18 protein-coding genes and 1 riboswitch are annotated in these 19,138 nt (G+C 50.9%); of the genes, 6 read left to right on the forward strand and 12 right to left on the reverse strand.

Annotation, left to right across the window (positions count from 1 at the left end; genetic code table 11):
• The first annotated feature begins 27 nt into the window (after nucleotides 1-27).
• The 3 genes from EQY_RS0104580 to EQY_RS0104590 are packed head-to-tail and all read left to right on the forward strand — an operon-like array spanning nucleotide 28 to nucleotide 2,983.
• Complete coding sequence (locus tag EQY_RS0104580; protein WP_001113359.1) at nucleotides 28-789, forward strand: endonuclease/exonuclease/phosphatase family protein; 762 nt, start codon at nucleotides 28-30, stop codon at nucleotides 787-789.
• Nucleotides 786-2,027: a cardiolipin synthase ClsB gene (gene clsB, locus EQY_RS0104585; protein ID WP_000650351.1), complete on the forward strand. Its 1,242-nt coding sequence runs from the start codon at nucleotides 786-788 to the stop codon at nucleotides 2,025-2,027. Before EQY_RS0104580 ends, clsB begins: the two co-directional genes overlap by 4 nt.
• Nucleotides 2,027-2,983, forward strand: coding sequence for a lysylphosphatidylglycerol synthase domain-containing protein (locus EQY_RS0104590; RefSeq protein ID WP_000045485.1), 957 nt, complete (start codon nucleotides 2,027-2,029; stop codon nucleotides 2,981-2,983). The genes clsB and EQY_RS0104590 overlap by 1 nt, the downstream gene beginning before the upstream one ends.
• A 219-nt stretch (nucleotides 2,984-3,202) precedes the next feature.
• On the opposite strand, the gene EQY_RS0104595 is transcribed toward EQY_RS0104590, so the two are convergent.
• The 7 genes from EQY_RS0104595 to moaA all read right to left on the reverse strand — a co-directional run bounded on the left by EQY_RS0104595 (nucleotide 3,203) and on the right by moaA (nucleotide 8,712).
• Nucleotides 3,203-4,864 (reverse strand): phosphoethanolamine transferase, encoded by a 1,662-nt coding sequence (locus EQY_RS0104595; RefSeq protein ID WP_000011423.1) that lies wholly within the window; start codon nucleotides 4,862-4,864, stop codon nucleotides 3,203-3,205.
• A gap of 305 nt (nucleotides 4,865-5,169) precedes the next feature.
• A complete protein-coding gene (locus EQY_RS0104600; RefSeq protein WP_000373623.1) occupies nucleotides 5,170-5,874 on the reverse strand; it encodes a Bax inhibitor-1/YccA family protein in 705 nt (234 codons plus the stop codon).
• Between the two features lie 134 nt (nucleotides 5,875-6,008).
• Nucleotides 6,009-6,461, reverse strand: a complete 453-nt coding sequence (gene moaE / locus EQY_RS0104605; protein WP_000852301.1) for a molybdopterin synthase catalytic subunit MoaE — start codon at nucleotides 6,459-6,461, stop codon at nucleotides 6,009-6,011.
• Between the two features lies 1 nt (nucleotide 6,462).
• Entirely contained in the window at nucleotides 6,463-6,708 is a 246-nt protein-coding gene (moaD, locus tag EQY_RS0104610; protein WP_000598612.1) for a molybdopterin synthase sulfur carrier subunit, read from the reverse strand.
• Nucleotides 6,701-7,186, reverse strand: coding sequence for a cyclic pyranopterin monophosphate synthase MoaC (moaC, locus tag EQY_RS0104615; protein ID WP_000080885.1), 486 nt, complete (start codon nucleotides 7,184-7,186; stop codon nucleotides 6,701-6,703). The genes moaD and moaC overlap by 8 nt, the downstream gene beginning before the upstream one ends.
• A gap of 2 nt (nucleotides 7,187-7,188) precedes the next feature.
• Nucleotides 7,189-7,701: a molybdenum cofactor biosynthesis protein B gene (gene moaB, locus EQY_RS0104620; protein ID WP_000084634.1), complete on the reverse strand. Its 513-nt coding sequence runs from the start codon at nucleotides 7,699-7,701 to the stop codon at nucleotides 7,189-7,191.
• Between the two features lie 21 nt (nucleotides 7,702-7,722).
• Entirely contained in the window at nucleotides 7,723-8,712 is a 990-nt protein-coding gene (moaA, locus tag EQY_RS0104625) for a GTP 3',8-cyclase MoaA (protein WP_001295301.1), read from the reverse strand.
• A riboswitch (molybdenum cofactor riboswitch) is annotated at nucleotides 8,700-8,844 on the reverse strand. It overlaps the preceding gene by 13 nt.
• A 265-nt stretch (nucleotides 8,845-9,109) precedes the next feature.
• Between moaA and yvcK the strand changes: the two genes are divergently transcribed.
• Nucleotides 9,110-10,018 carry a uridine diphosphate-N-acetylglucosamine-binding protein YvcK gene (gene yvcK / locus EQY_RS0104635; protein ID WP_010347415.1) on the forward strand — a complete coding sequence of 303 codons (909 nt, stop codon included), beginning with the start codon at nucleotides 9,110-9,112 and terminating at the stop codon, nucleotides 10,016-10,018.
• A 211-nt stretch (nucleotides 10,019-10,229) separates the two neighbouring features.
• Here the strand turns inward: yvcK and uvrB are convergent, their stop codons facing one another.
• The 5 genes from uvrB to bioB form a co-directional block, all read right to left on the reverse strand.
• Nucleotides 10,230-12,251, reverse strand: a complete 2,022-nt coding sequence (uvrB, locus tag EQY_RS0104645; protein WP_000042545.1) for an excinuclease ABC subunit UvrB — start codon at nucleotides 12,249-12,251, stop codon at nucleotides 10,230-10,232.
• Nucleotides 12,252-12,824: 573 nt separating this feature from the next.
• The gene (gene bioD, locus EQY_RS0104650) at nucleotides 12,825-13,505 is read right to left on the reverse strand and encodes a dethiobiotin synthase (RefSeq protein ID WP_000044853.1); all 681 of its coding nucleotides are present in this window, start codon (nucleotides 13,503-13,505) and stop codon (nucleotides 12,825-12,827) included.
• On the reverse strand, nucleotides 13,498-14,253 hold the full coding sequence (bioC, locus tag EQY_RS0104655; RefSeq protein WP_000246809.1) for a malonyl-ACP O-methyltransferase BioC: 756 nt from the start codon (nucleotides 14,251-14,253) through the stop codon (nucleotides 13,498-13,500). The genes bioD and bioC overlap by 8 nt, the downstream gene beginning before the upstream one ends.
• Entirely contained in the window at nucleotides 14,240-15,394 is a 1,155-nt protein-coding gene (gene bioF, locus EQY_RS0104660) for an 8-amino-7-oxononanoate synthase (RefSeq protein ID WP_000220209.1), read from the reverse strand. The genes bioC and bioF overlap by 14 nt, the downstream gene beginning before the upstream one ends.
• Nucleotides 15,391-16,431, reverse strand: coding sequence for a biotin synthase BioB (gene bioB, locus EQY_RS0104665; RefSeq protein ID WP_000951210.1), 1,041 nt, complete (start codon nucleotides 16,429-16,431; stop codon nucleotides 15,391-15,393). Before bioB ends, bioF begins: the two co-directional genes overlap by 4 nt.
• 86 nt (nucleotides 16,432-16,517) lie before the next feature.
• Between bioB and bioA the strand changes: the two genes are divergently transcribed.
• Nucleotides 16,518-17,807, forward strand: a complete 1,290-nt coding sequence (bioA, locus tag EQY_RS0104670; RefSeq protein ID WP_024212402.1) for an adenosylmethionine--8-amino-7-oxononanoate transaminase — start codon at nucleotides 16,518-16,520, stop codon at nucleotides 17,805-17,807.
• 58 nt (nucleotides 17,808-17,865) lie between these two features.
• Entirely contained in the window at nucleotides 17,866-18,342 is a 477-nt protein-coding gene (locus EQY_RS0104675; RefSeq protein ID WP_000767386.1) for a kinase inhibitor, read from the forward strand.
• Nucleotides 18,343-19,138 lie beyond the last annotated feature (796 nt).

The following is a 19,138-nucleotide window of genomic DNA, read 5'->3' on the forward strand; positions in this document are numbered from 1 at the left end:
CAAACGGGATGTGTTCATATAAAAATTATGCCCGATCAAACACAACAATTTTCGTTCAAGGTACTCACCATCAATATTCACAAAGGCTTTACCGCGTTTAACCGACGCTTCATTTTGCCGGAACTTCGCGACGCCGTGCGCACCGTCAGCGCCGATATTGTTTGCCTGCAGGAAGTGATGGGCGCGCACGAAGTTCATCCGCTGCATGTGGAAAACTGGCCCGATACCTCGCACTACGAGTTTCTTGCCGACACCATGTGGAGCGATTTTGCCTACGGTCGCAATGCTGTGTATCCAGAAGGGCATCACGGAAACGCGGTGCTGTCACGCTATCCCATTGAACATTATGAAAATCGTGATGTTTCTGTCGATGGAGCGGAAAAACGTGGCGTACTGTATTGCCGCATTGTGCCACCGGTGACCGGGAAAGCGATTCATGTGATGTGCGTGCATCTTGGCCTGCGTGAGGCGCACCGTCAGGCGCAGCTTGCGATGCTCGCCGAATGGGTGAACCAGCTTCCGCCCGACGAACCCGTTTTAGTGGCGGGTGATTTCAACGACTGGCGGCAAAAAGCCAATCATCCCTTAAAAGTACAGGCCGGGTTGGATGAGATATTTACCCGCGCCCACGGACGCCCGGCGCGCACGTTTCCAGTGCAATTTCCTCTACTACGTCTGGACAGGATCTATGTCAAAAATGCCAGCGCCAGCGCGCCAACCGCGTTGCCGCTGCGGACATGGCGACACCTTTCTGATCATGCCCCTTTGAGTGCGGAGATTCATTTATGAAATGTAGCTGGCGCGAAGGCAATAAGATCCAGTTGCTGGAGAACGGCGAGCAATATTATCCCGCTGTATTTAAAGCGATTGGTGAGGCGCAAGAACGCATTATTCTTGAAACGTTTATCTGGTTCGAGGATGACGTCGGTAAACAATTACACGCAGCATTGCTGGACGCTGCACGACGCGGGGTTAAAGCGGAAGTCTTGCTGGATGGCTACGGTTCGCCGGATCTCAGCGATGAGTTTGTCAATGAACTGACGGCGGCTGGCGTGGTGTTTCGTTATTACGATCCCCGCCCTCGCCTGTTCGGTATGCGCACCAATGTGTTTCGCCGGATGCATCGCAAAATTGTGGTGATCGACGCACGTATCGCCTTTATTGGCGGGCTGAATTACTCCGCCGAGCATATGTCCAGCTACGGTCCAGAGGCTAAACAGGATTACGCGGTACGCCTCGAAGGGCCAATTGTCGAAGATATTCTGCAATTTGAACTGGAAAATCTGCCCGGACAAAGCGCGGCACGGCGCTGGTGGCGACGTCATCACAAGGCGGAAGAGAACCGCCAGCCGGGAGAAGCGCAGGTATTGCTGGTCTGGCGCGATAACGAAGAACATCGCAGCGATATTGAGCGCCACTATCTGAAAATGCTCACTCAGGCGCGGCGGGAAGTGATTATCGCCAACGCCTACTTCTTCCCCGGCTATCGATTTTTACACGCCTTGCGTAAAGCGGCACGGCGCGGGGTGCGGATCAAACTGATCATTCAGGGCGAACCGGATATGCCGATTGTCAGAGTCGGCGCGCGTTTGCTGTATAACTATCTGGTTAAAGGCGGCGTTCAGGTTTTTGAGTACCGCCGCCGCCCGCTCCACGGCAAAGTGGCGTTGATGGACGATCACTGGGCGACAGTAGGGTCCAGTAATCTCGATCCGCTCAGTTTGTCACTGAATCTCGAAGCAAATGTCATCATCCACGATCGTCATTTTAACCAGACGCTGCGCGATAATCTGAACGGCATTATCGCCGCAGATTGTCAGCAGGTCGATGAGACCATGCTGCCGAAACGCACCTGGTGGAACCTGACCAAAAGCGTGCTGGCATTCCACTTTTTACGCCATTTCCCGGCGCTGGTGGGCTGGCTTCCGGCGCACACGCCACGTCTGGCGCAAGTTGATCCGCCCGCGCAGCCGGCAATGGAAACTCAGGATCGGGTAGAAACTGAAAATACGGGGGTGAAACCCTGATGAGTAAATCACACCCGCGCTGGCGCTTAGTAAAGAAGATCCTCACCTGGCTGTTTTTTATCGCGGTGATTGTGTTGCTGGTGGTCTACGCCAAAAAGGTGGACTGGGAAGAGGTCTGGAAGGTCATCCGTGACTACAATCGCGTTGCGCTGCTCAGTGCGGTCGGGCTGGTGGTCGTCAGTTATCTGATTTACGGCTGCTATGACCTGCTTGCTCGCTCTTACTGCGGTCATAAACTGGCGAAACGTCAGGTGATGCTGGTGTCGTTTATCTGCTACGCCTTCAACCTGACGCTTAGTACCTGGGTTGGCGGCATTGGTATGCGCTATCGTCTTTACTCCCGCCTGGGATTACCGGGTAGCACTATTACACGGATTTTCTCGCTGAGTATTACCACCAACTGGCTGGGCTATATTTTGCTGGCCGGGATTATTTTTACCGTGGGCGTGGTGGAACTGCCGGATCACTGGTATATCGATCAAACCACGCTGCGTATTCTCGGCATTGGTTTGCTGCTGATAATTGCAGTCTATTTATGGTTTTGCGCCTTCGCTAAACACCGCCATATGACCATCAAAGGGCAAAAGCTGGTGCTACCTTCATGGAAATTCGCCCTCGCCCAGATGCTGATTTCCAGCGTTAACTGGATGGTAATGGGAGCGATTATCTGGCTGTTACTCGGTCAAAGCGTGAACTATTTCTTTGTACTGGGCGTGTTGCTGGTTAGTAGTATTGCTGGTGTCATCGTGCATATTCCGGCGGGGATTGGTGTGCTGGAAGCGGTGTTTATCGCGCTACTGGCAGGGGAACATACATCCAAAGGAACGATTATCGCCGCCCTACTCGCTTACCGTGTCCTGTACTACTTTATCCCGCTGCTGCTGGCGCTGATCTGTTACCTGTTGCTGGAAAGCCAGGCGAAGAAGCTACGGGCGAAAAATGAAGCGGCGATGTGATGTTTAGTTAAGTTCTTTGGTTTGTGCAGATTGTTAGCAACGTGCTATTTGTTCATGGCGGATGCGGCGTGAACGCCTTACCCGCCCTACACAACTAATGCTTTCCTGCATTCTGATACGCTACAGCCCTTTAACAAAGTATGTTTTACGCCAGAGTAATGTTTGTTGTTTCCTTAATAATCATCAGGGGACATCTGGCGATGTCCTCTCAGCATAAAATTACAGCGGATTCGGACTGGCTTCGCGATAAGAAACCTTTTTCTTCGGTGATGTAAAGGTGTCTCGCAGATCTTTATATTCATATATTTTAGCTCGGGTGCCATCCGTTACTGGAATAGAGGAGTGCGGACGATAACACTGAGATAATGGCGAATTGCAATGCTCTTCGTGGGTAGAGATGCCCAGCCAGTCAAGAATCATCGCATAGTTATTAAGCAATGAATAAACTTCTTGAATGTGTCCAAGTTTACGCGGTTGACTGGCGATAGCAGCCTGGCTATACCAGATAAATTGCGGTACATCGTAGGCTTCTTTACTGGGAGTATCTGCGGCGTGCATATAATACGATGGAATATTGGGATTTTTCTCCAGACCGTGGTCAGAAAAATAGAGTAATGAGGATTTACTTCCCTCCAGTCTTTTCATGATTTCGCCAATGATGTAATCGGTAAATCGTATGGAGTTGTTGTAGCAATCCTCGTATTTATCCCCAGTTTTAATTTTACCTGCCCATTCAGGGTAGCGTGTACAGGCAATTTCATGGCTACCATTACCATGTAGCAGTATTAATTTCTTACCCTTGACTTTTAATGCTTCATCCAACAACGGCAGAAGGCTATCATCGTATTCCTCGCTTACCCAATGTGTATTATTACTGGAACGACCAATGAGCGTAATATAGTTATTATGCTTCCCGGACATACCCACGGTACTTAACCAGGTAGTCTGATACCCCACTTTATTAGCTACGGCAATAACATTATTTGATAAGTCCGCAGTGGTAAAACTTTCTGTTGTCGCTTTACTGAGGATCATCGGAACAGAAGTTACTGTTGCCGCCGCTGGAGAAACTGCATTATCAAAGATAAGCGCCTGTGGTCCAATCTCATTTTGTACAGGCGTGGTATTGATACCAAAGCCATACAAACTCATATTACTGCGCCGTACAGACTCCCCTACGATAATAACATAATTTTCAATATCCGTTTCTTTAGCGATCAATCCCGGTAAATCCATATCAATTTGTTTTATTTCTCTGGCAAAAGAAATATCTCGATAAGCAATAATAAAATCGGCAGCGGTATAAAATGGTGTAAATCTTAACACCCTGGAGCTTAATGGAGAGTATCCTCCAAGACCATCTTTTTTCTGTTTACTCCATTGATTGTAACTAAACCATGAGATAAATATTAATAGTATCACCAGTGATGCACATTGAACCTTAGTAGACACACACTTAACGCCCATGGGTATAGAAAAATAAGTCAGCAAGAAATAAACAACACATACTGGCATCCAGGATAGATATAACCCCGACATTGCTTTCACTTCAGACCAGTGGGTTTCCATGATACTCATTGCAAAGATAATATTAAATTCACTTTGATAAATTTGCCATGTACAAAGCGCGACTATAAAATTAATGGTCAATAATAGTGACACACTCAATGCGACTATTTTCCCAACAAATAATCGATAACACCCTGTCAAACACAGGATGATTAGCAAGTTGCAGATACCGACGCGCAGGATAACTCTCAATGGCTGTAAAAAATAAACAGGCCAAAGCTGGAGTAATACAGACACAAGTAGCAATGCGATGAAAATGTATTTTTTTGACTGCCGAGGATAAGCCGTTATCGATGGTAATACGAAAGACATAGAACCCTGATCCATTTATTATATGAATATATATTTAAAAATTAATCCCATTGAAATATATTATCAGCAGATGATTGATTTTTACCCGCAAGCATTTATTTAACAGATGAATATCGCCAGCCATTAATAAAACCGTAGGATTGTACTCTATTTTCTTATAGGTATACCAGATTTATAAAAATGCATCATATGCATAGATATAATCAATGTGAATTATATCTTTATGTCTATTTTTTAAATATATACTTATTATCGAATAGATAAAAAATCCCGGTGTCGTTCCGGGATTTTTATAAGAAATGCGTTTAACGGCGGTTACCGAATATCCGCAGCAACATCAGGAACAGGTTGATGAAGTCCAGATACAACGTTAAGGCGCCAAGAATGGAATATTTACGCAGGTTCGACGTGTCGCGGGTATCAATCTGTTCACCCATATTTTTCAGTTTCTGAGTGTCATACGCCGTCAGTCCAACAAAGACAATCACGCCGATGTAGGTGACTGCCCACATTAATGCTTCGCTTTTCAGCCAGAAGTTCACCAGCGAGGCTATGACGATACCAATTAATGCCATAAATAGCATATTGCCGAAGCCACTTAAATCGCGTTTCGTGGTGTAACCATACAGACTCATCGCGCCGAACATCCCGGCGGTGACAACGAAGGTACTGGCAATAGAGGCGGCAGTGTATACAATGAAAATACTGGAGAGCGTTAAGCCCGTTAGCGCCGAATAAAGCATAAAGAGCATCGTCGTTACGCCCGCGCTGAGTTTTTGAATCATCGCTGATAACACGATAACCAGAGCTAATTGCGCGATTATCAAACCGATTAAGAAGACACGGTTAGTGAATAGCAGCTCCATAACGGCAGCAGAGTTGGCTGCATACCAGGCAACAAATGCGGTCAGTAACAAACCAACTGTCATCCAGCCATAGACTTGCGCCATATAGGTTTGCAAGCCAGCACGGGGTTGTACGATTGAATCTGAACGTGGGAATCTGTCCATGACTTTCTCCTGAAGATATAAGGAATATCTAAAGGATACTGCAAATGATGAGGGTGTGCATCGACGCAGCGTAAACGTATGTCCAGAGCGGTGAAATTGCCGGACGCAGCGGTGCCTTATCCGGCTAACAAAAACTACCAGCGTTTTGCCGCCTGCTGATCGCTCTCCCGGGCTTCAACCCAGCGGTCGCCTTCCGGCGTGGCTTCACGCTTCCAGAACGGTGCGCGGGTTTTGAGATAGTCCATAATAAACTGCCCGGCTTCAAACGCGCTGCTACGATGCGCGCTGGTGACCCCGACAAATACGATTTCATCGCCCGGCCATAATTCGCCAATGCGATGAATCACCGTGACTCTCCCCAGCGGCCAGCGGTTACGCGCCTCATCCACGATTTCCGCCAGTGCTTTTTCCGTCATCCCCGGATAGTGTTCGAGGGTTAATGCTTTGACGCTGTCGCCCAGGTTATGGTTGCGCACCTTACCGGTAAACGTGACCACTGCACCATCTTCGTCACGCTCAGCCAGCCACGGGTACTCTTCCCCAACGCTAAAAGGCTGAGATCCGACAACAATTTTGGTTTCTGCCATCTTAACCTCCGGTTACCGGCGGGAAGAAAGCAACTTCGTCGCCGTCAGTCAGCGGATGGTCAAAACTCACCAGCGTCTGGTTGACGGCAGCCAGCAATTTGCCATCTTCCAGCGCCAGCGCCCAGCGATCGCTCTGCGCTGCCAGGTGTTGGCGTAACGCTTCAACGGTTGGGAAATCCGCAGCCACTTCGGTTGCATCTGTTCCCACCAACTCGCGCACCTGGGCGAAAAAAAGAACTTTAATCATCCGCTTCCACCTTAAAATCACCCGACTTGCCGCCGCTCTTCGCCAGCAAACGTACCGGACCAATCACCATATCTTTTTGCACCGCTTTGCACATGTCATAAATGGTCAGCGCCGCCACGGAGGCTGCGGTTAATGCTTCCATTTCGACACCCGTTTTCCCGGTCAGGCGGCAAAGCGTTTCAATTCGTACCCGATTATGTTCCGGCTCAGCCTGTAAATTGACTTCAACTTTGCTGAGCATCAGCGGATGACAAAGCGGGATCAGATCCCAGGTGCGTTTTGCCGCCTGAATACCGGCAATGCGCGCAGTGGCAAATACGTCGCCTTTGTGATGGCGACCATCAATGATCATCGCCAGCGTCTCACTGCGCATGGTGACAAAGGCTTCGGCGCGCGCTTCACGCACAGTTTCCGCTTTGGCGGAGACATCCACCATGTGCGCTTCGCCAGCGGCGTTGATATGGGTCAGTTGCGACATACTTATTTCTTCAAATGTGGATGGAAATTGCACGGACGCGTACGGGCATCCAGCTGCGGGGCGATGATATTTTCCCAGGCGGTGCGGCACGCTTTAGTCGAGCCGGGCATCGCGAAAATCAGCGTTTTGTTAGCAACACCCGCCACCGCACGAGATTGCAGGGTTGCGGTGCCAATCTCTTCGAACGACAGCATACGGAACACTTCGCCGAAGCCTTCGACTTCACGATCGAACAGCGGCAACAGTGCTTCTGGCGCCTGATCGCCTTCTGTCAGGCCAGTACCACCTGTAATCAGCACCACTTGCACATCGTCGCTGGCGATCCACGCAGATACCTGAGCGCGAATGGCGTAGCGGTTTTCTTTGACAATGGCTTTATCGACAACGTGATGGCCTGCTTCCTGCGCCGAGTCGCGCAGATAGTGACCGGAGGTATCGTCTTCTTCACCGCGACGATTAGAAACCGTAAGAATAGCAATACGGGTCGGGATAAATTCAGTGCTTACCTGACTCATCTGATCTCTCCTTTTGACGTTTTAACCGCCAATGTACGATAAGTTTTGCGTAATACCGGTGTTGTTTTGATGCAGGAAATGGGTCTGTTTTTTCTCCCGCAGCGCCGCCGAAATACGCGCTTCCAGCGCCTGTTGCTGGGTATCGTCTTCCAGCAGATCGCGCAGGTTAACGCCGCCTTCACCAAACAGGCAGAGATGGAGTTTACCAATGGAGGAGACGCGCAGGCGGTTGCAGGTGGCGCAGAAGTCTTTTTCATACGGCATGATAAGGCCGATCTCTCCGGCGTAATCCGGATGACAAAAGACTTGTGCGGGGCCGTCGCTGCGTTGACGAAGCTGATGGATCCAGCCGCGACGCAGCAGCTCGTCACGCAGAACCTGACCAGAAATATGGTGCTTGCGGAAGAGTTCGCTGCCCTCGCCCGTTTCCATCAGTTCGATAAAACGCAGCTGAATGGGGCGATGCTGGATCCAGTTCAGAAAGGTGTCGAGTTGATGATGATTGACATCCCGCATCAGCACGGTATTGACTTTAACCTTCTCAAACCCGGCTTCAAATGCAGCATCGATGCCTGCCATTACCTGGTTGAATTTATCCTGCCCGGTAATGGCATGAAACTGACGGGCGTCGAGGCTATCAACGCTGACGTTAATGCCCGTCAGGCCTGCATCGCGCCAGTTCGCGACATCGCGTTCCAGGCGATAACCATTGGTGGTGACCGCAATCTGGCGAATAGCGTCGTTTTCCCGCACAGCGGCGATGATATCGGTAAAGTCGCGACGTAAAGACGGCTCGCCGCCTGTCAGACGCACTTTTTCGGTGCCCAGACTGGCGAAGGCGCGAGTAACCCGACGAATTTCATCGACGGTCAGGAAGCCTTTATTAGTGACGCCGCTCGGCTTGTAGCCATCCGGCAGGCAGTAGGTGCAACGAAAGTTACACACATCGGTAATCGACAGGCGCAAGTAGTAAAACTTACGCGCAAATGCATCAGTCAGTTGTGAAGCCATGTACACCTTTCCAGATACGGGAGGCGAAGTCATTTCTTCCTTCGCCCTGGTGGCAATCTTTATGAGCATTGTCACGGCCAAAGCACCGTATCAGTTGACCCAGGTGCAGAGGCTAGAGTGTTTAGTGGTTATGCCGATACTAGCGTGTAAATGAGATTTTTACCATTCACACTTTTCGCTATGTAATCATGTATATAGCGTCATGATCGTGCTATTTCCCTACAGAATAAGGGAAAATGATGGTTTTACTTTGATGTACATCATCAGCAATGCAGTGCGTATATCGTCCTTTAGAGGTAGAAAACAATTATTTGTATCCTCAATTTTGGCGGGTTAATTGCTGTTTCCCTGTCAGTTGCGCTACTGTAGCGCGGATAATCTGACTTCAGGAATTTATATGCGCAATCGTACGCTGGCTGACCTTGATCGTGTCGTTGCTCTCGGCGGAGGGCATGGACTGGGACGCGTTCTCTCATCACTTTCGTCTTTGGGTTCTCGTTTAACGGGCATTGTGACCACCACCGATAACGGTGGTTCAACAGGGCGTATTCGCCGCTCAGAAGGCGGTATTGCCTGGGGCGATATGCGCAACTGTCTTAATCAGTTAATTACAGAACCCAGCGTCGCTTCCGCGATGTTTGAATATCGTTTTGGCGGTAATGGCGAGCTTTCCGGGCATAACCTTGGAAACCTGATGTTAAAGGCGCTGGACCACCTTAGCGTGCGGCCTCTGGAAGCCATCAATTTAATTCGTAATCTGCTGAAAGTGGATGCGCATTTGATTCCGATGTCAGAGCATCCCGTTGATCTGATGGCGATTGACGATCAGGGGCATGAAGTTTACGGCGAGGTAAATATTGACCAGTTAACCACGCCGATTCAGGAATTACTGTTAACCCCTAATGTGCCTGCTACGCGTGAAGCTGTACATGCTATCAATGAAGCAGATCTGATTCTTATCGGGCCAGGCAGTTTTTATACCAGCCTGATGCCGATCCTGCTGCTTAAGGAAATGGCGCAGGCATTACGCCGCACGCCAGCACCGATGGTCTATATCGGCAATCTGGGACGTGAACTTAGCCTACCAGCGGCGAATCTGAAACTGGAAAATAAGCTGGCGATTATGGAGCAGTATGTCGGCAAGAAGGTTATTGATGCCGTCGTCGTTGGGCCGAAAGTGGATGTTTCTGCGGTCACCGACAGAATAGTGATTCAGGATGTACTGGAGGCCAGCGATATCCCCTATCGTCATGACCGCCAGTTGTTACATAACGCACTGGAAAAGGCGTTACAGGCGTTGGGTTAACGGAAAACCGGAAGAACATTCCGGCGTCAGATTGCAGACAAAGTGCGCGTTGTTCATGTCGGATGCGGCGTGAACGCCTTATCCGGCCTACAAATCGCGCAAATTCAATATATTGCAGAGTGCATGTAGGCCTGATAAGCGTAGCGCATCAGGCAATTTTACGTTTCTCATCAGCCTCAAACCAGAAGAACATTCCGGCTTTTTCATCTCGTCACGAAGCCGCAATAAACAGCTCACGCAACTGATGCAACTGGTCACGAATTTGCGCCGCCTCTTCGAACTCCAGGTTTTGTGCGTGTTTCATCATCTGCCCTTCCAGTTCATGGATTTTCTGCTGCAACGCTTTTGGCGACATATCCATCGGCACATTATCCGGCTCAACAATCGCGCGCGCTTTCCCTCTGCCCTTGGCTTTGGTTTTAGCAATGTTCTGCCCCAGCGCCAGGATATCGACCACTTTCTTGTTCAGCCCTTGTGGTGTAATGCCATGCTCTTCGTTGTACTTCTGCTGTTTCTCGCGGCGACGTTCGGTTTCGCCAATCGCTTTCGCCATTGACGGGGTTATCTTATCGCCGTAGAGAATCGCTTTACCGTTAACGTTACGTGCCGCACGACCAATGGTCTGGATCAACGAACGTTCAGAACGCAGGAAGCCCTCTTTGTCGGCGTCGAGGATTGCCACCAGCGACACTTCCGGCATATCCAGACCTTCGCGCAGTAAGTTGATGCCAACCAGCACATCGAACTCGCCCAGACGCAAGTCGCGGATGATTTCCATACGTTCAACGGTATCAATGTCGGAGTGAAGATAACGCACGCGCTCGCCGTGTTCTTCGAGATATTCGGTGAGGTCTTCCGCCATCCGCTTGGTCAGCGTCGTCACCAGAACGCGTTCGTTAATTGCCGCCCGCAGGCGAATTTCTGAAAGAAGATCATCGACCTGGGTCGCGACCGGACGCACTTCGATAATTGGATCAAGCAATCCGGTTGGACGCACCACCTGATCCACCACGTCGCCGCCAGATTTCTCCAGTTCATAGTTGCCGGGCGTCGCGGAAACATAGATGGTTTGCGGGGCTAATGCTTCGAACTCTTCAAACTTCAGCGGACGGTTATCCAGCGCCGATGGCAGGCGGAAACCATACTCCACCAGCGTTTCTTTACGCGCCCGGTCGCCGCGATACATACCGCCTATCTGCGGAATGGTGACGTGTGATTCATCAACCACCAGCAGCCCATCGGCAGGCAGGTAATCAAACAGCGTCGGCGGTGGCTCGCCAGGCCCACGCCCGGAAAGAAAGCGAGAATAGTTTTCGATGCCCGAGCAATATCCCAGCTCATTCATCATCTCCAGATCAAACTGGGTACGCTGGGTCAGCCGCTGCTCTTCCAGCAACTTGTTATTTGCCAGCAGTACCTTGCGCCGATCCGCCAGTTCTTCTTTAATCTCTTCCATCGCCTGCACAATGCGCTCGCGCGGCGTAACATAGTGCGTTTTCGGGTAGATGGTATAACGCGCAATGGTCGAGATAATCTGCCCGGTTAGTGGGTCGAAAAGCGAGAGACGTTCCACTTCTTCGTCGAACAATTCTACACGTAGCGCAACGTCGTCGGACTCTGCCGGGAAGATGTCGATCACCTCACCCCGCACGCGAAAAGTGCCGCGCTGGAATGCCTGGTCGTTGCGGGTGTATTGCAACTCCGCCAGGCGACGCAGGATCGCGCGCTGATCGATAATCATACCGACCGTGAGGTGCAGCATCATCTTGAGATATAAATCAGGATCGCCCAGACCATAAATTGCGGAAACTGACGCTACGACAATGACATCTCGCCGCTCCAGCAACGCTTTGGTTGCTGAAAGTCGCATCTGTTCGATATGTTCGTTTACTGAGGCATCTTTCTCAATAAACGTATCTGAACTCGGAACATAGGCTTCTGGCTGATAGTAATCGTAATAGGAGACGAAATACTCCACCGCGTTTTCCGGGAAGAACTCTTTCATCTCACCATATAGTTGCGCTGCCAGCGTTTTGTTGGGCGCCAGCACCATAGTTGGGCGTTGCAGGTCAGCGATGACATTAGCAATAGTGAAGGTTTTCCCCGACCCCGTCACGCCAAGCAGAGTCTGATGCGCGAGGCCATCCTCCAGCCCCTCTTTGAGGCGTCGAATCGCCTCCGGCTGATCGCCAGAAGGTTTAAACGCGGAATTCAGTTTGAATGGTTTACTCATGAGTTGCTACCTGAAGGAATGGGCGGGCAGGTGTGTAATTTTACTCGTCATGATTAATAATGCCAATAAATTATACTGGATAAAAAAACAGTCTCACACCACAACATTTCTGTTACGCCGTAAACTAAGGTCTCAACCGTAGGCAAAATTGACCCTGTGACGAGATAAAACTCTGGTCTGCAGGGTTATCCCCAGAGCAATGGCTTTTTTAACATTTGTCAAGATGGCTGATGACGGATTTATTGCAGGAGATGACACTTTCCTGACAGCCATTGCATTTATCTAACAGATTGAAAAATAAAAAATATTTATTTAAGCCGTCTTTAGCGCCAATTTGCGTGCAAGCCGCGTATTCTCTCGCTTACCTTACGTTTTCTAACTCTAATGCACATGGTTATCCACAGGAATAGTGGATAACTGCCTGCAGCCCCTATGTCCAGCCGCCTGGGCAATTCCCATACTAATCGTATAATGCCGGGGTAAAATTTTTTTCGCGATTTTTTTAGCATTTGGTTGGTTAAATTACGGGCGACCGAAGACGCGATCTCGCTCGCAATTCAACCAATTTTTTTGCTACTTCAGTGATGTGAGATTTATATATTTTCCGGTTAGCGCACTTTCTGGATTTTCCTGAAGCCAGGGAATTTCCCCCAGCAGCGGCGCGGGGATCATTCGGGTGAGCGTAGCCATATATTCAGCATGACGTTTGCCTGGCGGAGTGACATCGTTCGCCACCCAGCCTGCGAGAGTTAGTCCTGCCTGCTGTACTGCCTGTGCCGTCAACATCGCGTGATTAATACAGCCGAGTTTCACGCCAACTACCAGTATCACCGGCAGTTGTTCCTGTGTTACCCAATCCGCAAAAGTGAAAGTGTCAGAAAGCGGCGTAAACCAGCCGCCAGCACCTTCCACTAACACCCAGTCAGCCTGTTGTTCAAGCGCGCGTAATCCGGCGCTCATCACCAATGGGTCAATTGGCCTGCCCTCTTGCGCGCTGATGATATGCGGCGATGTCGGCTCTTCGAAGGTATATAGATTCACCGTGGCGTAATCCAGCTGCAGGCTGCTGTTGCGCTGTAACGCCAGTGCATCGCTGTTGCGTAAACCTTCTGCAGTCATTTCGCTACCAGAGGCAACGGGTTTGTAGCCTGCCGTCCGGTAACCTGCGGCCTTCGCGGCCTGCAACAGTGCGCAACTGGCAACGGTTTTACCCACTTCGGTGTCCGTTCCGGTGACAAAATAGCGTTTACTCACGAGTAATTACTCCCAAAAAAAGATAATAAGTCAGGGGATATCGCCCCTGCTGTTGCGGCCAGGCCAGTTGCAGTTGTTGTAACTGTGAACGGGTTAATACTCGCTGATCGCGCCCTGCGTGAAGATGCGTTGCGCCAATGCCTTTCAGCGAACGCATGGCACTGAGCGCATCATCAAAGCACAGGGTGATGGGTTGAAGATTGTGTTGATAACATAAGCCTTTCAGCGCCTGTTCAATGTCAGCGGGTAGTAAAAAGTGATTAGCATGAGGCCGTTCATCTACCGCTTGCCACGCCTGATGTAATTCAGGGAGCGATCCCTGCGCCAGCGTGGTAAATGCCACCACGCCGCCGGGGCGTACTACGCGACAAAGCTCACCTAATGCCGTGGATAAATTACCGCACCACTGCACCGCGAGATTGCTCCATGCAAGATCGAACGTCGCAGTCGCTAACGGCAGGGATTCGATATCCCCCGCCAGATAATGATCTGCGGCATCCTTCTGGCGTGCCTGGGCAAGCATTGGCGGCGAGAGATCTAACGCCATCACCTGCTCGCTGCGCTCGCGCCAGTGGCGGCTCATCCAGCCAGGTCCACAGCCAGCATCCAGCACTCGGGCGTATTTGCGTTGCGGGAGCATTGCCAGCAAGGCATCGGCGCTCTGACGCTGTAACTCTGCGTGTTGCTCATACTGTGAGGCAGCCCGACCAAATGCCGCCGCAATGGCTTGTTTATTAACCGTTGCCATGCAGCACCTCCAGCAGACGGTCGATATCCTGCGTTTCATGAGCTGCGGTTAAGGTCAGGCGCAGTCGCGCAGTGCCAGCGGGTACGGTTGGCGGGCGAATCGCCGTGACCCAGCAGCCTTGCTGGCGCAGTTTTTCTGCTAGTTGTAACGCACGGCTGTTGTCACCGACGATCAATGGTTGGATGGCGCTGTATGAATCCGCAAGCGTAAACGGCAAATCCTGTACTCCGGCACGAAAACGCGTAATGAGTGCTGCCAGTTTTGCGCGTCGCGCGTCACCTTCTTCACTGCGAATGACCGCCAGCGACGCACGTAATGCCTGCGCCTGAGCGGGCGGCATACTGGTGCTATAGATAAGATGGCGGGCAAATTGCAGCAGATAATCCGCCACAGTTTCAGAGCAAAGCACCGCCGCACCGCTGACACCAAATCCTTTGCCAAACGTAACCACCAGCAATTCTGGTTTTACCTTTTGCAGCCAGCAGCTGCCGCGCCCCTGCTCCCCGATAACGCCCGTACCGTGGGCATCGTCGACCATCAACCAGCCATTGTGCTGCTGCGTCTCACGGTGGATTTCCGTCAGCGGCGCACTATCGCCGTCCATACTGAATACGCCTTCTGTCACCACCAGTCGCAACCCTGGACAGGAGGAAGCAAGCAGGCGCGCCAGATGAGCGACATCGTTATGAGCAAAACGGCGAAGCTGCGCCGGACTTAAACTGGCCGCTTCCTGCAAGGAGGCGTGGCTAAGCCGGTCGGCAACGATGCGGTCATCTTTCGCCATCATCGCGGCAATGACCGCCTGATTAGCGGCAAAACCGGAGATAAACAGCAGTGCCCGCGAATAACCCAGCCACTCGGCCAGTTCTTCTTCCAGCGCCTGATGCGCCACGCTATAACCGCTGACGTGACCGGAACCGCCACTACCGACGCCAAATTGCTCCGCACCCTGCTGCCAGGCACGGATAATTTGCGGATGATGGCTTAAACCTAAGTAATCGTTACTGGAAAAGTTCAGATACTGCCGTCCGTCCGCCACCAGCCAGCGTCCGGCGCCTTGTGCCACCGGATAACGGCGACGCAGGGCATCGGCAGCACGCCGCGCATCGAGCGCCGCGTTAATCTTCTCCTGCCAGGTCATAGGGCTGCCGCGTTGTAGTATTCGTCGGTGTCCGGGGTCATCAGCGCCTGTTCCAGACGTTGCTGTTGTTCGTTATCGCCCGCCAGAACGGCGGTTTGTTGCGGATTCAGCCCCAGTTTGCGGAACAGTTGCAGGTCTTTATCTTCTTCCGGATTCGGCGTGGTCAGCAGTTTGCAACCGTAGAAAATCGAGTTTGCGCCTGCCATAAAGCACATCGCCTGAGTCTGTTCGTTCATCTGCTCGCGTCCGGCAGAAAGGCGCACATAAGAGGTCGGCATCAGGATCCGCGCCACCGCAATGGTGCGAATAAAATCAAAGGCATCGACATCATCATTATCCGCCAGCGGCGTGCCTTTCACCTTCACCAGCATGTTGATTGGCACGCTTTCCGGCGGCGTCGGCAGGTTTGCCAGTTGCAGCAATAATCCGGCGCGATCTTTTACCGTTTCGCCTAAGCCCACAATGCCACCTGAGCAGACTTTGATCCCGGCATCGCGCACTTTTTCCAGCGTATCGAGACGTTCCTGGTAGGTACGTGTGGTAATGATATTGCCGTAAAACTCCGGCGAGGTGTCGAGGTTGTGGTTGTAGTAATCCAGCCCGGCGTTCGCGAGGCGCTGCGCCTGGGATTCACTTAATGTCCCCAGCGTCATACACGCCTCCAGCCCCATCGCTTTTACCCCCTGCACCATCTGCTCGAGATAGGGCATATCGCGTTCGTGCGGATTCTTCCACGCCGCGCCCATGCAGAAACGTGTCGATCCCGCCGCTTTCGCTTTGCGCGCCGACTCCAGCACCTGTTCAACTTCCATCAACCGCTCGGCTTCCAGCCCGGTTTTATAGCGCGAGCTTTGCGGGCAGTATTTGCAATCTTCCGGGCAAGCACCGGTTTTAATTGACAGCAAAGTGCTAACCTGCACCTGACGAGGATCGAAATGCTGACGATGCACCTGCTGCGCTTCAAACAGCAGATCCAGCAACGGTTTTTCAAATAATTCTGTGACTTGCGACAATGTCCAGCGTGGGCGGTGAGCCATGGGGCTTCTCCAAAACGTGTTTTTTGTTGTTAATTCGGTGTAGACTTGTAAACCTAAATCTTTTCATTTTGGTTTACAAGTCGATTATGACAATGGACGATCTTGCCTTTGACCAACGCCATATCTGGCACCCGTACACATCCATGACCTCCCCGCTGCCGGTTTATCCGGTGGCGAGCGCGGAAGGTTGCGAGCTGATTTTGTCTGACGGCAGACGCCTGGTTGACGGTATGTCGTCCTGGTGGGCGGCGATCCACGGCTACAATCACCCGCAGCTTAATGCGGCGATGAAGTCGCAAATTGATGCCATGTCGCATGTGATGTTTGGCGGTATCACCCATGCGCCCGCCATCGAGCTATGCCGCAAACTGGTGGCAATGACGCCGCAACCGCTGGAGTGCGTTTTTCTCGCAGACTCCGGCTCCGTAGCGGTAGAAGTGGCGATGAAGATGGCGTTGCAGTACTGGCAGGCCAAAGGCGAAGCGCGCCAGCGTTTTCTGACCTTCCGCAATGGTTATCATGGCGATACTTTTGGCGCGATGTCGGTATGCGATCCTGACAACTCTATGCACAGCCTGTGGAAAGGCTATCTGCCAGAAAACTTGTTTGCTCCAGCCCCGCAAAGCCGCATGGACGGCGAATGGGATGAGCGCGATATGGTAGGCTTTGCGCGCCTGATGGCGGCGCATCGTCATGAAATCGCTGCGGTGATCATTGAACCGATTGTCCAGGGCGCAGGCGGGATGCGCATCTACCATCCGGAATGGTTAAAACGAATCCGCAAAATGTGCGATCGTGAAGGTATCTTGCTGATTGCTGACGAAATCGCCACCGGATTTGGTCGTACCGGCAAACTGTTTGCCTGTGAACATGCGGGGATTGCGCCGGACATTTTATGCCTCGGTAAAGCCTTAACCGGCGGCACGATGACCCTTTCAGCCACGCTCACCACGCGCGAGGTTGCAGAAACTATCAGTAACGGCGAAGCTGGTTGCTTTATGCACGGGCCAACTTTTATGGGCAATCCACTGGCCTGCGCGGCAGCGAACGCCAGCCTGACGATTATTGAATCCGGTAAATGGCACCAGCAGGTGGCAAAGATTGAAGCGCAACTACGTGAGCAACTGGCACCAGCCCGTGACGCCGAAATGGTTGCCGATGTGCGCGTGCTGGGGGCAATTGGCGTAGTCGAAACCACTCGTCCGGTGAATATGGCAGCACTGCAAAAATTCTTTGTCGAGCAGGGTGTGTGGATACGGCCTTTTGGCAAGCTGATTTACCTGATGCCGCCCTATATTATTCGCCCGGAACAGTTACAGCGCCTGACCGCAGCGGTAAATCGCGCCGTACTGGATGAAACATTTTTTTGCCAATAACGGGAAGTCAGCGTGAGGGTTTCTGGCTACACTTTCTGCAAACAAGAAAGGAGGGTTCATGAAACTCATCAGTAACGATCTGCGCGATGGCGATAAGCTGCCGCATCGTCATGTCTTTAACGGCATGGGTTACGATGGCGATAATATTTCGCCACATCTGGCGTGGGATGATGTTCCTGCGGGAACGAAAAGTTTTGTTGTCACCTGCTACGACCCGGATGCGCCAACCGGCTCCGGCTGGTGGCACTGGGTAGTTGTTAACTTACCCGCTGATACCCGCGTATTACCGCAGGGGTTTGGCTCTGGTCTGGTGGCAATCCCTGATGGCGTGCTCCAGACACGTACCGATTTTGGTAAAGCCGGATACGGTGGCGCCGCGCCGCCGAAAGGCGAAACCCATCGCTACATCTTTACCGTTCACGCGCTGGATGTAGAACGTATTGATGTCGATGAAGGAGCCAGCGGCGCGATGGTCGGTTTTAACGTTCATTTCCACTCTCTCGCCAGCGCATCAATTACCGCGATGTTCAGTTAAATGTTCTGTCAGATGGTGCAAGGCCATCTGACATCACTTAAAGGTATTAAAAACAACTTTTTGTCTTTTTACCTTCCCGTTTCGCTAAAGTTAGTATAAAAAAGCTGAACGTGAAACATTAAAAACCAGTAATATCAATGTGTTACAATATCTTTAGTCTAAAAAATAGACTACATGATGCTACAAAACACAACATATCCAGTCACTATGAATCAACTACTTAGATAGTATTAGTGACCTGAGACAGAGCATTAGCGCAAGGTGATTTTTGTCTTCTTGCGCTAATTTTTTGTTATCAAACATGTCGCACTCCAGAGAAGCACAAAGCCTTGCAATCCAGTGCAAAGATTTGTGTGCCTCAGTTTTGTCTAAGTGTTCTACTGAAAACATAGTAAAATCGGCAACAGCTGGAAATCATTCAATACTCGCACTATCGAAAGTTCACCAGCCAACCGCAGCACGTTCTTGCATACGACGTGCTGCGGTTTTCTTTATGATTTATGCACAATGGACAATTTGAAATTATTGATGATTGTATGGTGCATCGTTTTCTGAACCTACACTGATTTTTTGGTATAGCCTTGCCTAGCCAGTCTTACCGGATCAAACCCTTCGTTATTGCAATACTAACCAAAATCATCAATTTGACAGCGATTAACCAGAATAATAGTATACTATCACCAGTAAGAAATTATCGTTATTTGTAGCGATACATATTATATATATATCATTCTCAGGTGCGTACATGATTATCAACCAGGTACCTATAAAAATAAAAATCTTCATCTTTTTATTT

The sequence above is a fragment of the Escherichia sp. TW14182 genome (assembly GCF_000208525.1).
GTDB lineage: Bacteria > Pseudomonadota > Gammaproteobacteria > Enterobacterales > Enterobacteriaceae > Escherichia > Escherichia ruysiae.